Source organism: Aeromonas sp. R5-3 (genome assembly GCF_040908225.1).
Lineage (GTDB): Bacteria > Pseudomonadota > Gammaproteobacteria > Enterobacterales > Aeromonadaceae > Aeromonas > Aeromonas dhakensis.
The window spans coordinates 67,216-79,990 of record NZ_JBFODH010000008.1; the positions used below are offsets into that span (position 1 = coordinate 67,216).

Genomic DNA, 12,775 nt, shown 5'->3' on the forward strand with positions numbered 1-12,775 from the left:
GCTTGGCAGCGCCACGCCGGTTACTGCTTGGCAATCTCCTCGTCGCGCAGCACGCGGCGCAGGATCTTGCCCACATTGGTCTTGGGAAGTTCGTCACGAAATTCTACCAGTTTCGGGACCTTATAGGCAGTCAGATGTTTGCGGCAGTGCGCAATAATCTCGTCTTCCAGCAGCTTTGGATCTTTCTTGACCACGAAGATCTTCACCAGCTCGCCGGAGACCTTGTGCGGCACGCCGACGGCGGCCACTTCCAGCACTTTCGGGTGGAGCGCCACCACGTCCTCGATCTCGTTCGGATAGACGTTGAAGCCGGAGACCAGGATCATGTCTTTCTTGCGATCGACGATCTTGAAGAAGCCCTGCTCGTCGCACACCGCGATATCGCCGGTACAGAGCCAGCCATCCTGCATCACCTCGGCGGTGGCTTCCGGCCGCTGCCAGTAACCGCTCATCACCTGCGGGCCGCGTACCTGCATCTCCCCCGGCTTGCCGAGTTCGTGGATCACCTGGCCGTTGTCATCCACCAGCCGGATGTCGGTGGAGCAGACCGGCAGGCCGATGGAACCGTTGTAGTCCACCAGATCATAGGGGCAGACGCTCACCAGGGGTGAACACTCGGTCAGGCCGTAACCTTCCAGCAGCGGGGTGTCGGTCAACGCCTTCCACTGCTCGGCCACCGCCCGCTGCACCGCCATGCCGCCGCCGATGGTGAGCTTGAGCTTGTCAAAGGGCATGCTCTGGAACTCGCCATTGTTGACCAGCGCGTTGAACAGGGTGTTGACCCCGGTGATGCAGGTGAAGGGGTACTTCTTGATCTCTTTGACAAAGCCCGGGATGTCACGCGGGTTGCTGATCAGCAGGTTGTAGCCACCCAGACGCATGAACAGCAGGCAGTTCACGGTCAGCGCGAAGACGTGGTAGAGCGGCAGCGCGGTGACCACGAACTCCTTGCCCCGCTCCAGCACAGGGCCATAGACGCCGAGGCACTGCTCCACGTTGGCGATCATGTTGCGGTGGGTCAGCATGGCCCCCTTGGAGAGGCCGGTGGTGCCGCCGGTGTACTGCAGGAAGGCGAGATCGTCGTTGTTGATCTCGGGCTTGATGTACTGCAGATAGCGACCCTTGGCCAGCGCCTGACGCATGGTGCTGGCGTGGGGCAGATTGTACTTGGGCACCAGCTTCTTGACGTATTTCACCACGAAGTTGACCAGGGTTCCCTTGGCCAGCCCCAGGTTGTCCCCCATCCTGGTCAAGATCACGTGCTTGACCGGAGTGTCGTAGACCACTTTTTCCAGGGTGTGGGCAAAGTTGGAGACGATGACGATGGCCTTGGCGCCGGAGTCCTTGAGCTGGTGCTCCAGCTCGCGCGGGGTGTAGAGCGGGTTGACGTTGACCACTATCATGCCGGCACGCAGGATGCCGAACACGGCGATGGGGTACTGCAGCAGGTTGGGCATCATCACGGCGACCCGGTCGCCCTGACTCAGCTTGAGCTCGTTTTGCAGGTAGGCGGCAAAGGCGCGGGACTGCTCCTCGAGACGACGATAGGTAATGGTCTGCCCCATATTGACGAAGGCAGGCTGGTCGGCGAATTCGGTCACCGACTCTTCAAACATCTCGACCAGGGAGCTGTATTGGTCTGGATTGATCTCGGCGGGCACCCCTTCTGGATAACGCTTCAGCCAGACTTTTTCCACGAACTTCTCCTGCATAACTAGCACCTGTGCGCTCACTGTGTTGCCTCCGTCCCTGTTCACATCCATTTCAAGCAGTTGTTTTAAGCTCATACTCTAATGCCGCCCATATTTACATAGGGCAACATCAATTAACAGCGAATTAACAACAGAAAAATGTGAGGGGGAAGACAAACCTGGAATTATTGAAAGCCGCCGATTCTACCGAATTTGACAAAATTTTTCGATACAAACCGCGGTCTCTGCCGAATTTTCCATATGAAAATGGTGGTTTCCCGCCAAAACGACCCGCTCAATGCGTGTAAAGGCGGCATGACGCTCTCCCCACTGTACCTGCAGGCTGGCAAATCCCTCTGCGCCGGCGATAAACAGCACCGGGCAACGGATGGCCCGGATCAGCGCCTGGGCCTGCCCCTCGCTCATACGCATGGGGGAGAGATCCCGCAAACGGGGATCGCTGCGCCAGTGCCAGCGCCCTGCCCGCGCTTCCAGCTGCCGCTCGCAGATAAGGCGTGCCGCACTCGGGGTGATGTCCGCCACCTTGCAGCGCGCCGCCACCGCTTCGTCGATGGAGGCAAAGCCCTGGGAGGCTCGCTCGCGGGTTCTGCTGCGGTTGAGGATGGCCCGGCGCAGCTGCTCCGGCACGGCGTCGTCCGGCTGACTGAGGGGTCCGAGCCCCTCCAGCAGAATGAGCCGCTCCACCTGCTCGGGGAAGACCCCGGCATAGGCGGAGGCAATCAGCGCCCCGAGGGAGTGACCCAGCAGCGCAAAGCGCGACCAGCCGGCGGCCTGGGTGATCTGATAGAGATCGTCCAGCCAGTCGACAAAGACATAGGGTGTGTTCTTGTGATCCGAGTGACCGTGCCCCGGCAGATCGACACAGACGAGGTGAAAGTGAGTCAGAAAGGGGGCCAGGGGCACAAAGCTTGCGCTGTTGTCGAGCCAGCCATGCAGGGCAAGCAGCAGCGGTTTGTCCCCCTGCTCTCCCTGCGCCGGCGGGCTCTCGAGCAAGGCAACCCGGCGGCCGTCGGCCAGGGTCAGGAAGCGCTCTTGCAGCAAGGTGTTCATGCCCAGCTCCTAGCGGCGCAGCGGCCGTCTCGGCCAGTAGGGGTCATAGAAGGGGTCGTAGAAGTAGGGATCCATGTAGCGAACCTCCACCTCCTTGACCGGCGGCCACAGCTTGCTGCCCGTCACCTTGAGCACCGAGAAGCGATATTTGTGCTCGCCAATCTGGCTGTCCACCGGCTGGGCTATGGTGCCGAGCACCGTCAGGCTGCGCCCCTTGGCATAGAGGGTCGGGTCGACAAAACCCTGCATGATGGCCAGAAAACGGCCCGGGCTCTGTTCGGTCTGCTCCGGCACCCCGTTGGACTTGAGCGGCAGATAGACCACCTCGATGACGCTCTGATCCGCCTTGTTGTGTACCGACGAGATGACGCCGCTCCAGCGGGCCGGCTTGCCTTCCAGACCGGCAAGCGCCGGCTGGTAGGCCACCAGCTGGTTGGCGGGCTCATAGGCCAGCTCTTGCGGGACCGAGCTGCAGGCACCGAGCAGAAGGCCGGCGGCCCCCATCACCATTGCACGCTTCAACATGTCACTCTCCTTGGGTCGGGCTGGGCCCGACCTCTCAACCGCCCGCATGGGGCCTGTGTCGACCGGCATGAGCGACAAGTCTGCCACTCCTGCCCTTATTCGCGACCCGGCAGCTTCTTCCAGGTCACCTTGTCACGCAAATATACCGGGGTCGCCTGCTCGACCGCCACCGCCTCGCCGGCCAGCCAGGCGCTACGGGCAAGCGGCAGCATGTCCTCTGCCGCCGGGAAGCGTACCTGGCTGGTCACCAGCTCGTCGGCCAGCGCAGCGAGGGTCTCGCCATAGGTCTCAAATCCGGTACCGACGCGGGTAAAGCTGCCCGGCAGCATGCCGCCGGACGCCACCAGTGCGGCGGGGCCGCTCACCACCTCTTCGCCCACCAGCTGGATGCGGCCATCGATGAGCTCATAATGGCCGAAGTAGACCTCGTCCATGCGCGCATCGATGGCGGTCAACACCCGCTCGGCGCCGTCCAGCCGATGAGCCCCCTGCGCCATGGCGGCCAGGGTGGAGATACCGATCAGCGGTACACCTGCGCCCAGCGCCAGCCCCTGCGCCACGCCGATGCCGATCCGCACCCCGGTAAAGGAGCCGGGACCGCGGCCAAAGGCGATGGCATCGAGCTCGTCCAAGGTTACCCCGGCCTCGTCCAACACAGCCTGAACCATGGGCAGGATTTTACGGGTGTGATCCCGTGGCGCCTCTTCCCAACGGGAGAATACCTTCTCCCCCACCAGCAAGGCGGCGGAGCAGGCTTCGGTGGCGGTATCTACGGCCAGGATCTTCAACTCGTTCATGCTTTCCAATCTCTATAAAATCAGTCAATTACATAATCTGCAAGCAGGCTCTGCCAGCAGTTTTCATATTCTGGTGCGCGCATTGCGGGCCGCCTCGGCCCCTATCGGCAGCGTGGTCGTCACGCCATCGCACGGGTGCGCAGCATCTTCGGCAAGCTCAGCCCTTGCGATCGAAAAAACCGCCCAGGGTGGCCAGCTCCCGAGTCCTAGGAATGGCAGGCAGGCTCTTGATGAATGTCGCGCCGTAGGGTTTGTTGACCATGCGGGGATCACAGATGACCAGTACACCGTGATCACTGCGATCACGGATGAGCCGCCCCACCCCCTGCTTCAGGGCAATCACCGCCTTGGGCAGCTGGATATCGGCGAAGGGATCGCCGCCCCTGAGCTTGCAATCATCCACCCGCGCCTTCAGCAGCGGATCGTCGGGGCTGGCAAACGGCAGCTTGTCGATGATAACACAGGAGAGCGCAGCGCCACGCACGTCGATCCCCTCCCAGAAGCTGCTGGTCGCCACCAGCACGGCGCGGCCATTCTCGACGAACTCCTTGAGCAGCCGCTGCTTGTTGTCTTCCCCCTGCAGCAACACGGTGCGACCGATCTCCCGGCGCAGCACCTCGGCCACCTGGCGCATCACCTGATGACTGGTACAGAGGAAGAAACAGCCCCCCGGCGTCTTGTTGATGAGCGGGATCATCAGGTTGGCCAGCTGCTCGCCCCGACCAAAGGCATTGGGCTCGGGCAGGAAGCGCGGCACACACAGGCGCGCCTGCTCGCCATAGTCGAACGGGCTGTCGAGAATAAGCTCGGCGCTGCCGGCCAGCCCCAACTCCGCCTTGAAGTGATCAAAGCGCATGTCCACCGTCAGGGTCGCCGAGGTAAACACCCAGGCCACCTCGGGGCGCAGTACCTCGGCGCCGAAGCGCTCGGCCACCGACAGCGGGGTCAGATTGAGGGTGAAATGGAGCCGCGAGCAGTCATACCAGTAGGAGAAACCGGTCTGGTTGACCGCCAGCACCTCGCCAAGGCGAGTACGTAGCTCGCTGATGCGCTCGAAACAGTGGTCAAGCTGCTCCCCTCGCCCCAGCGCCAGCTTCAGCACCTCGTAACACAGGCCGAGGGCATCGTTGAGGCGGGCCAGCGCCTGGCCCCAGAGCGGTTGGCGCAACATGTCACGGGTGTTGCCACGACCGCCGTCCACCCCGAAGGCGAGCCGCAAGTCCTGGCTCGCGATGGCGAGCCGGTCCGCCGCCTTGCCAAGCTGGCCCATGTCGTGGGCCTCGGCCCGATAGGCAAGCTGGATATCCTGCGCCAGATCCTGGATGGTGCGGCTGCCCACCGACTTGCCAAAGTAGTTGGTGGCGATCTCGGGCAGCTGGTGCGCTTCGTCAAACACGTAGAGCTGTGCTTCGGGCACCAGCTCGCCGAAACCTGTGTCTTTCACCGCCATGTCGGCGAAGAAGAGGTGATGGTTGATCACCACCACCTGGGCATCCATGGCACGGCGGCGCGCCACCACCAGATGGCAGTCGTCGTAATAGGGGCAGTCACGGCCGAGGCAGTTTTCATTGGTGCTGGTGACGTGGGCGAGGATCTCGGCATTCTCCTGCAGCCCCGGAATATCCCCCACGTCGCCGTTGTCGGTGGCGGTGGACCAGGACTTCACCTTGACCAGGTCGTTGAGCACTTCGGGCTTTTGCAGGTGGGATTCGCTGAGCAGCCGGTTCATCCGCTCGATGCACAGATAGTTGCTGCGCCCCTTGAGCAGGGCCACCGGCGGGGTATAGGAGAGTGCGCCGGTGATGGTCGGCAGGTCTCGATAGAAGAGCTGCTCCTGCAGGTTCTTGGAGCCGGTGCTGATCACCACCCGCTTGCCGGATTCCAGCGCCGGCACCAGATAGGCGTAGGTTTTGCCGGTACCTGTGCCCGCCTCCACCAGCAAGCGACCGTGTGACTTGATGGCGTTGGCCACCGCTTCGGCCATCTCCAGTTGCGGGGCGCGGGCGACAAAACCGTCGATATGGCTGGCCAGAGGGCCGTCTGGCTTGAAGAGGGTCTGGATGGTCAAAGGGGCGTCCCGCTGCAACAAAAGGGGACATTATGCCAAAAAGGTGGCAAAAGCGGGACTGACTTCTGCCCCTAGACGAAGAGATCGATCTGGTGATCGGGGTCCGGCTTGTGATCGTCCTCTTCAGGCTTTTCCTGATCACGCTTGGCCGAGGGGTAAGGCTGCTGGCGCTGCTGGGAGTCACCGTTGTCGGTGCTGGTCTTGCGCAGCTGATGCTTCTGGCTGATCTGGGTTACTTCCCGCTTGATGTCGTCACTGCTCGGCGCGGCCGGCGCCCTGGGCAGAATGGGGAATAACAGGTCCTGGCTGGGCATGATGTCGCCTCCTCTGGCTCACCTTGTCTAGTTATCGACCATAAAACCGTTTTCTCAACTTTAATCGACCAAATCACATTTTCCGGTTGCTTTTTCCGTCAAGGCAGGTAGTTTAAATCGGGCGTCAACTACGACATCTTATTTGTAAAGGATTGATTACATGCAGTTCACCAGCCTGAAGACTCATCACCACCATCATCATCCCGAATAGTCTTTCAGGAGGTTGACTGCTGGAAGACACTTAACTGGTGACTTCCAAAAGGACCGCAAGATTCATAAACCCTCGGAAGCACCCACTTCCGAGGGTTTTTTCGTTTTTGACTAGAAGGAAATCGAGCAATGGAAACACAACGTCTGCGCATCGCCATGCAAAAATCCGGTCGTCTGAGCCAGGACTCCCAGGCCCTGTTCAAGAGCTGCGGCCTCAAGATCAACCTGCGCGAGCAGCGCCTCATCGCCCATGTCGAGAACATGCCCATCGACATCCTGCGGGTACGCGATGACGACATCCCGGGGCTGGTGATGGAAGGGGTGGTCGACCTTGGCATCATCGGTGAAAACGTGCTGGAAGAGGTGCAGCTCATCCGCGCCTCCCAGGGCCAGCCCTTTGCGGTAAAGACCCTCAAACAGCTCGACTTCGGCGGCTGCCGCCTCTCCCTGGCGGTGCCGGACGACGTCAACTACACCGGGCCAGAGAGCCTCGCCGGCAAGCGCATCGCCACCTCCTACCCTGGGCTGCTCAAGCGCTTCTTCGACGAGAAGGGGCTCGGCTTCAAGAGCGTGATGCTGGGCGGCTCGGTGGAAGTGGCGCCGCGCGCGGGCTTGGCCGATGCCATCTGCGATCTGGTCTCCACCGGCGCAACCCTGGAGGCCAACGGCCTCAAAGAGGTAGAAGTGATCTACCGCTCCAAGGCGGTACTGGTGCAGGCGCCCAACCCCTTGTCCGATGCCAAGCAGAAGATCATCGATACCCTGCTGCCCCGCATTCAGGGGATGCAGCAGGCGCGCGAGAGCAAGTACATCATGCTGCACGCCCCCAAGGACAAGCTCGATGCCATCACCGATCTGCTGCCGGGCGCCGAACGTCCCACCATCATGCAGCTGGCGGGCGAGACCAATCAGGTGGCGCTGCACGTCGTCTCCAGCGAGACCCTGTTCTGGGAAACCATGGAACAGCTCAAGGCCCTGGGTGCCAGCTCCATTCTGGTGCTGCCCATCGAGAAGATGATGGAATAAGGATGGACACATGCAGACCCTGATCTGGAAGACCCTCTCCCCCGCCCAGCAGGCCGACGTGCTGACCCGACCGGCCCTGAGTGATGAAGCCGACATCGGCGCCGTGGTGCGGGAGATCATCGGCTCGGTACGCAGCCGGGGCGATGAGGCCCTGCGCGAGCTGAGCCAGCGCTTCGAACGTGCCCCGCGCCAGCAACTGCAGGTAAGCAACGCCGAAATCGAGGCCGCCTGCGAGCGCCTCGATGACGACATCAAGGGCGCCATCGAGGCGGCCATCGCCAACATTCGCACCTTCCACGCCGCGCAAGCGCAACCCGTGGTACGGGTCGAGACCCAACCCGGGGTGGTGTGCGAGCTGCGCACCCAGCCCATCAGCCGGGTCGGCCTCTACGTGCCGGGGGGCAGCGCGCCGCTCCCCTCCACCGTGATGATGCTGGCCATTCCGGCAGCGATCGCCGGTTGCCGTGAAGTGGTGCTCTGCACCCCGTCTCCGGCCAGCGACGAGATCCTGTTTGCCGCCCGTGCCTGCGGGGTCGAGAAGGTGTTCGCCATCGGCGGTGCCCAGGCCATCGCCGCCATGGCTTACGGCACCGAAAGCATCCCCAAGGTGGACAAGATCTTCGGCCCGGGCAACGCCTATGTGACCGAAGCCAAGGGCCAGGTGTCCCGCGACTGGCGCGGCGCCGCCATCGACATGCCGGCCGGCCCCTCCGAGGTGCTGGTGATCGCCGACGAGAGCGCCAACCCGGCCTTCGTGGCGGCGGATCTGCTCTCTCAGGCCGAGCACGGCCCCGACAGCCAGGTGGTGCTGGTGACCACCTCGCCGCTGCTGGCCGACGCCATCAACGGCGAGATCAAGCGCCAGCTGGCCAAGCTCACTCGGCGCGACATCGCTGCCAAGGCGCTGGGTTCAAGCCTGGTGATCCTCTGTGACGATCTGGCCGAGGCCTGCGCCATCTCCAACGCCTACGCGCCGGAGCACCTGATCGTGCAGACCCGCGCCCCGCGCGAGCTGCTGGACCGGCTTGAAAACGCCGGCTCCATCTTCCTCGGGGCATGGACACCGGAATCGGTCGGCGATTACGCCAGCGGCACCAACCACACTCTGCCCACCTACGGCTATGCCCGCACCTGCTCGAGCCTTGGCCTCGCCGACTATCAGCGCCGCTACACGGTGCAGGAGCTGAGCGCCGAAGGTATTCGCGGCCTTGGTCCCATAGTCGAGCGTATCGCCCAGGCCGAGGGGCTTGATGGCCACAAGAATGCCGTCACCCTGAGGTTGAACGCCCTGGCCGCCGCGTCCCAACAAACAGCACAGCAGAAGGATTTGTCATGAGCATTGCCAATCTGGCGCGCCGCGTGGTGCGGGCCCTCACCCCCTATCAATCCGCCCGCCGTATCGGCGGCAAGGGCCACGTCTGGCTCAACGCCAACGAGGCCCCGCTGGCCTATCCCTTCACCATCGAGGGGAGCCGCCTCAACCGCTACCCCGAGTGCCAACCGGCCGAGGTGGTGAACGGCTATGCCGCCTACGCCGGGGTCAATCCCGATCAGGTGCTGGTGAGCCGCGGTGCCGACGAGGCCATCGAGCTCTTGATCCGCACCTTCTGCGAGGCGGGACAGGATCAGATCCTCATCTGCCCCCCCACCTACGGCATGTACGCCATCAGCGCCGAGACCTGTGGTGTCGGTATCGTCGAGCAACCGCTCACCGCCAGCCGCCAACCGGACTGGCCCGCCATCGCCGATCGCCTCGGCGACGTGAAGCTGGTGTTCCTCTGCTCCCCCAACAACCCCACCGGGGATCTGGTGGGTCGCGACGGGCTCATCGCCCTGCTGGAGAAGGCACAGAATCGCGCCATCGTGGTGGTGGACGAGGCCTATATCGAGTTCTGCCCCGAGGCTTCCGTGGTGGATCTGCTGGCTCGCTTCCCCAATCTGGTGGTGACCCGCACCCTCTCCAAGGCCTTTGCCCTGGCGGGGATCCGCTGCGGCTTTACGCTGGCAAACCCGGAGGTGATCGCCATGCTGGCCAAGGTGATCGCCCCCTATCCCATTCCCGAGCCCATCGCCCAGATAGCCGCGCAGGCCCTCTCCCCCATGGGGCTCGAGCTGATGCGCGAGCGAGTGGTGGAGCTCAACAAGCAAAAGGCCGCCTTCAAGGCTGAGCTGGCAAGATTTGCCTGCGTGAAGGAAGTGTTCGAGGACAAGGGCAACTTTGTGCTGGTGCGCTTTGTGGATGGCGCCACCGTCTTTGCCGCCATGAAGGCCGCCGGCATCATCTTGCGGGACTTCTCGACCAAGCCGGGCCTTGATAACAGCATTCGAGTCACCATTGGCTATCAGGGCGAGATGGACGCCGTGTTGGCCGTGCTGCGTGACCTGCCCTCTCCCACTTTGTAAGACAAGGATGTAGCGATGAAGACCCCGTTTTTGTTTATCGACCGCGACGGCACCCTGATTGAAGAGCCGGTGACCGACAAGCAGGTGGACAGCCTGGCCAAGCTGCGCTTCGAACCCATGGTGATCCCGGTACTGCGCGAGCTGCAGGCCGCCGGTTACGTGCTGGTAATGGTGACCAACCAGGATGGGCTGGGCACCGCCAGCCTGCCGCTGGAGAACTTCCAGCCGCCCCACGATCTGATGATGCACCTGTTCGAATCGCAAGGAGTAAGCTGGGAAAAGGTGCTGATCTGCCCTCACTTCCCCACCGACGGCTGCAGCTGCCGTAAGCCCCACCTCGGCCTGGTCAAGGAGTATCTCGCCTCGGGTCGCATCGACTTTGCCAACTCCTTCGTGATTGGTGACAGACAGACCGATCTGCAGCTTGCCGAGAACATGGGCATTGGCGGGATCCGCTACCACCCGCAAGATCACGACTGGCTCGCCATCCGTGATCAGCTGCTCTCCAAGGGGCGCGTGGCCGAGATTGAGCGCTGCACCAAGGAGACCCGCATCCAGGTGGCGGTGGATTTAGACAAGAGCGGCGGCAACCAGATTGAAACCGGCATCGGCTTCTTTGATCACATGCTGGATCAGATAGCGACCCACGCCGGTTTCAGGCTCAAGCTCAAGGTCAGCGGCGATCTGCACATCGACGATCACCACACGGTAGAAGATGTCGGCCTCGCGCTCGGTCAGGCCCTGCGCCAGGCTCTTGGCAACAAGCGCGGCATCGGTCGTTTCGGCTTCGTGCTGGCGATGGACGAGGTGCAGGCGGTGATCGATGGCCGGCCGCGTGCAGATGAAGAGACCCCGCTCACCGAGCAGGAGGTCGCCACCGCGCTGGATTTGAGCGGTCGCCCCTACTTCGTGTTCGACTGCCCGAGCGGTTTTGGCCGCGACAGCGTGGGCGAGATGGCCACCGAGATGGTGCCCCACTTCTTCCGCTCACTTTCTGATGCCATGGCCATCACATTGCAGATGAAGGTGGGCAGCGGCAACACCCACCACCAGGTGGAGGCGCTGTTCAAGGGCTTTGGCCGCGCCCTGCGCCAGGCCATTCGAGTGGAAGGGAGCGAGCTTCCCTCCAGCAAGGGAGTACTGTGATGGAAGTGAACAAGCAGAAGCTGGTCATCATCGATACGGGGTGTGCCAATCTGGCGTCGGTCAGGATGGCGTTCGAGCGCCTCGGCGCAGCGCCTCGGGTCTCCCGCGAGGCGGCCGACATCGAAGCGGCCGACAAGCTGATCCTGCCCGGCGTCGGCACCGCCGTGGCCGCCATGAAGAACCTCAACGAGCGCAATCTGGTGCCGCTCATTCGCGCCGCCAAACAGCCGCTGCTGGGTTTTTGTCTCGGCATGCAGATGCTGGCGGAGGCCTCCGAAGAGATCATGAGTGAGGGCGAAGACAAGGGCGGGCTTATCGACTGCCTCGGCATAGTCCCTGGCAAGATCCGGCTGATGGAGGTGGGCAACCTGCGCCTACCTCACATGGGCTGGAATCAGGTGGAGCACGACGAGAGCCACCCGCTGCTCAAGGGGATCCCAAGCGGCAGCTACTTCTACTTCGTCCACTCCTACGCCCTGGAGGTGACCGACGCCACCATCGCCACCTGCGACTACGGCCAGCCGTTTACCGCCATCGTCGGTCGTGACAACTTCTTTGGCGCCCAATTCCACCCGGAGCGCTCCGGCGCGGCCGGTGCCCGCCTACTGCAAAACTTTCTGGAGCTTTAACAAGGATGATTATCCCAGCCATTGATCTGATTAACGGCCAAGTCGTGAGGCTCTATCAGGGCGACTACGGCCAGAAGACCGCCTACAGCGACAGCCCGCAGGCCCGCTTCGATGAATATGTCTCCCAGGGAGCGGTGCAGCTGCACCTGGTGGATCTGGACGGTGCCAAGGATGCCAAGGCGCGCCAGCTCCCCCTCATCGCCCAGCTGCTGTCGGCCACCGAGGCGCCGGTGCAGGTGGGGGGTGGCGTGCGCAGCGAGCAGGATGTGGCGGATCTGCTGGCCGCCGGCGCCAGCCGGGTGGTGATCGGCTCCACCGCCGTCAAATCGCCGGATCTGGTGGCCAGCTGGATGGAGAAATACGGCCCCGAGCGCATCGTGCTGGCACTGGACGTCAATATCGACGCCCAGGGCAATCGCCATATCGCGGTAGCCGGCTGGCAGGAGAATAGCGGGGTGACCATAGAGGCACTGATCGAGCGCTTCCTGCCCGCCGGGCTCAAGCACGTGCTCTGCACCGACATCAGCCGTGACGGCACCCTGGCCGGTACCAACGTCGAACTCTATCGGGATCTCTGCGCCCGCTACCCGAGCGTCGGTTTCCAGGCCTCCGGCGGCATTGGCGGCATCGAGGATATCGAGGCGCTCAAGGGCTCCGGGGTCAAGGGGATCATCCTCGGTCGCGCCCTGCTGGAGGGCAAGTTCTCGGTGGGGGACGCCATCGCCTGCTGGGGCAGCCACGGCAGCGCCGGCTGATCCCGCCACAGCAGACAACCTCCTGACGTTGACTGGTGAAGGCCCGCCTGCGGGCCTCTCTCCAGCAAGGGGTAAATCGGGGTAAGTCCTTATTACTTGGTAACAATTGACTCTATACTCGAACTCACTGAGACAACGTC

The 12,775-nt window shown here is 62.8% G+C and carries 12 protein-coding genes and 1 other annotated feature; of the genes, 6 read left to right on the top strand and 6 right to left on the bottom strand.

Going from position 1 to position 12,775, the window contains the following annotated elements; translation table 11 throughout:
• Positions 1-20 precede the first annotated feature (20 nt).
• The 6 genes from fadD to AB5Y95_RS03235 all read right to left on the bottom strand — a co-directional run bounded on the left by fadD (position 21) and on the right by AB5Y95_RS03235 (position 6,466).
• The gene (gene fadD / locus AB5Y95_RS03210; RefSeq protein ID WP_274182736.1) at positions 21-1,697 is read right to left on the bottom strand and encodes a long-chain-fatty-acid--CoA ligase FadD; all 1,677 of its coding nucleotides are present in this window, start codon (positions 1,695-1,697) and stop codon (positions 21-23) included.
• Between the two features lie 198 nt (positions 1,698-1,895).
• Complete coding sequence (locus AB5Y95_RS03215) at positions 1,896-2,762, bottom strand: alpha/beta fold hydrolase (protein ID WP_368159491.1); 867 nt, start codon at positions 2,760-2,762, stop codon at positions 1,896-1,898.
• A 9-nt stretch (positions 2,763-2,771) separates the two neighbouring features.
• Positions 2,772-3,287: a Slp family lipoprotein gene (locus tag AB5Y95_RS03220; RefSeq protein WP_010633940.1), complete on the bottom strand. Its 516-nt coding sequence runs from the start codon at positions 3,285-3,287 to the stop codon at positions 2,772-2,774.
• 95 nt (positions 3,288-3,382) lie between these two features.
• On the bottom strand, positions 3,383-4,084 hold the full coding sequence (tsaB, locus tag AB5Y95_RS03225) for a tRNA (adenosine(37)-N6)-threonylcarbamoyltransferase complex dimerization subunit type 1 TsaB (protein ID WP_368159492.1): 702 nt from the start codon (positions 4,082-4,084) through the stop codon (positions 3,383-3,385).
• 157 nt (positions 4,085-4,241) lie between these two features.
• Positions 4,242-6,152, bottom strand: coding sequence for an ATP-dependent DNA helicase (locus tag AB5Y95_RS03230; RefSeq protein ID WP_226008463.1), 1,911 nt, complete (start codon positions 6,150-6,152; stop codon positions 4,242-4,244).
• 71 nt (positions 6,153-6,223) lie between these two features.
• Entirely contained in the window at positions 6,224-6,466 is a 243-nt protein-coding gene (locus tag AB5Y95_RS03235; RefSeq protein WP_005301068.1) for a hypothetical protein, read from the bottom strand.
• A 186-nt stretch (positions 6,467-6,652) separates the two neighbouring features.
• Positions 6,653-6,777: a sequence feature (His leader region), on the top strand.
• A 28-nt stretch (positions 6,778-6,805) separates the two neighbouring features.
• Between AB5Y95_RS03235 and hisG the strand changes: the two genes are divergently transcribed.
• The 6 genes from hisG to hisA are packed head-to-tail and all read left to right on the top strand — an operon-like array spanning position 6,806 to position 12,635.
• Positions 6,806-7,702: an ATP phosphoribosyltransferase gene (gene hisG / locus AB5Y95_RS03240; RefSeq protein WP_005301071.1), complete on the top strand. Its 897-nt coding sequence runs from the start codon at positions 6,806-6,808 to the stop codon at positions 7,700-7,702.
• A gap of 10 nt (positions 7,703-7,712) precedes the next feature.
• The gene (gene hisD / locus AB5Y95_RS03245) at positions 7,713-9,038 is read left to right on the top strand and encodes a histidinol dehydrogenase (RefSeq protein ID WP_319906169.1); all 1,326 of its coding nucleotides are present in this window, start codon (positions 7,713-7,715) and stop codon (positions 9,036-9,038) included.
• Complete coding sequence (gene hisC, locus AB5Y95_RS03250) at positions 9,035-10,105, top strand: histidinol-phosphate transaminase (protein WP_368159493.1); 1,071 nt, start codon at positions 9,035-9,037, stop codon at positions 10,103-10,105. The genes hisD and hisC overlap by 4 nt, the downstream gene beginning before the upstream one ends.
• A gap of 15 nt (positions 10,106-10,120) precedes the next feature.
• Positions 10,121-11,251, top strand: coding sequence for a bifunctional histidinol-phosphatase/imidazoleglycerol-phosphate dehydratase HisB (gene hisB, locus AB5Y95_RS03255; protein ID WP_368159494.1), 1,131 nt, complete (start codon positions 10,121-10,123; stop codon positions 11,249-11,251).
• Positions 11,251-11,880: an imidazole glycerol phosphate synthase subunit HisH gene (hisH, locus tag AB5Y95_RS03260; RefSeq protein WP_117403626.1), complete on the top strand. Its 630-nt coding sequence runs from the start codon at positions 11,251-11,253 to the stop codon at positions 11,878-11,880. Before hisB ends, hisH begins: the two co-directional genes overlap by 1 nt.
• 5 nt (positions 11,881-11,885) lie before the next feature.
• Positions 11,886-12,635: a 1-(5-phosphoribosyl)-5-[(5-phosphoribosylamino)methylideneamino]imidazole-4-carboxamide isomerase gene (gene hisA / locus AB5Y95_RS03265; protein WP_017778983.1), complete on the top strand. Its 750-nt coding sequence runs from the start codon at positions 11,886-11,888 to the stop codon at positions 12,633-12,635.
• Positions 12,636-12,775: the final 140 nt, after the last annotated feature.

Bases quoted from the DNA above. Each gene is read 5' to 3' on its own strand.
- AB5Y95_RS03215 (WP_368159491.1), bottom strand. From the start codon at position 2,762: ATGAACACCTTGCTGCAAGAGCGCTTCCTGACCCTGGCCGACGGCCGC.
- AB5Y95_RS03220 (WP_010633940.1), bottom strand. From the start codon at position 3,287: ATGTTGAAGCGTGCAATGGTGATGGGGGCCGCCGGCCTTCTGCTCGGT.
- tsaB (WP_368159492.1), bottom strand. From the start codon at position 4,084: ATGAACGAGTTGAAGATCCTGGCCGTAGATACCGCCACCGAAGCCTGC.
- AB5Y95_RS03235 (WP_005301068.1), bottom strand. From the start codon at position 6,466: ATGCCCAGCCAGGACCTGTTATTCCCCATTCTGCCCAGGGCGCCGGCC.
- hisG (WP_005301071.1), top strand. From the start codon at position 6,806: ATGGAAACACAACGTCTGCGCATCGCCATGCAAAAATCCGGTCGTCTG.
- hisD (WP_319906169.1), top strand. From the start codon at position 7,713: ATGCAGACCCTGATCTGGAAGACCCTCTCCCCCGCCCAGCAGGCCGAC.
- hisC (WP_368159493.1), top strand. From the start codon at position 9,035: ATGAGCATTGCCAATCTGGCGCGCCGCGTGGTGCGGGCCCTCACCCCC.
- hisB (WP_368159494.1), top strand. From the start codon at position 10,121: ATGAAGACCCCGTTTTTGTTTATCGACCGCGACGGCACCCTGATTGAA.
- hisH (WP_117403626.1), top strand. From the start codon at position 11,251: ATGGAAGTGAACAAGCAGAAGCTGGTCATCATCGATACGGGGTGTGCC.
- hisA (WP_017778983.1), top strand. From the start codon at position 11,886: ATGATTATCCCAGCCATTGATCTGATTAACGGCCAAGTCGTGAGGCTC.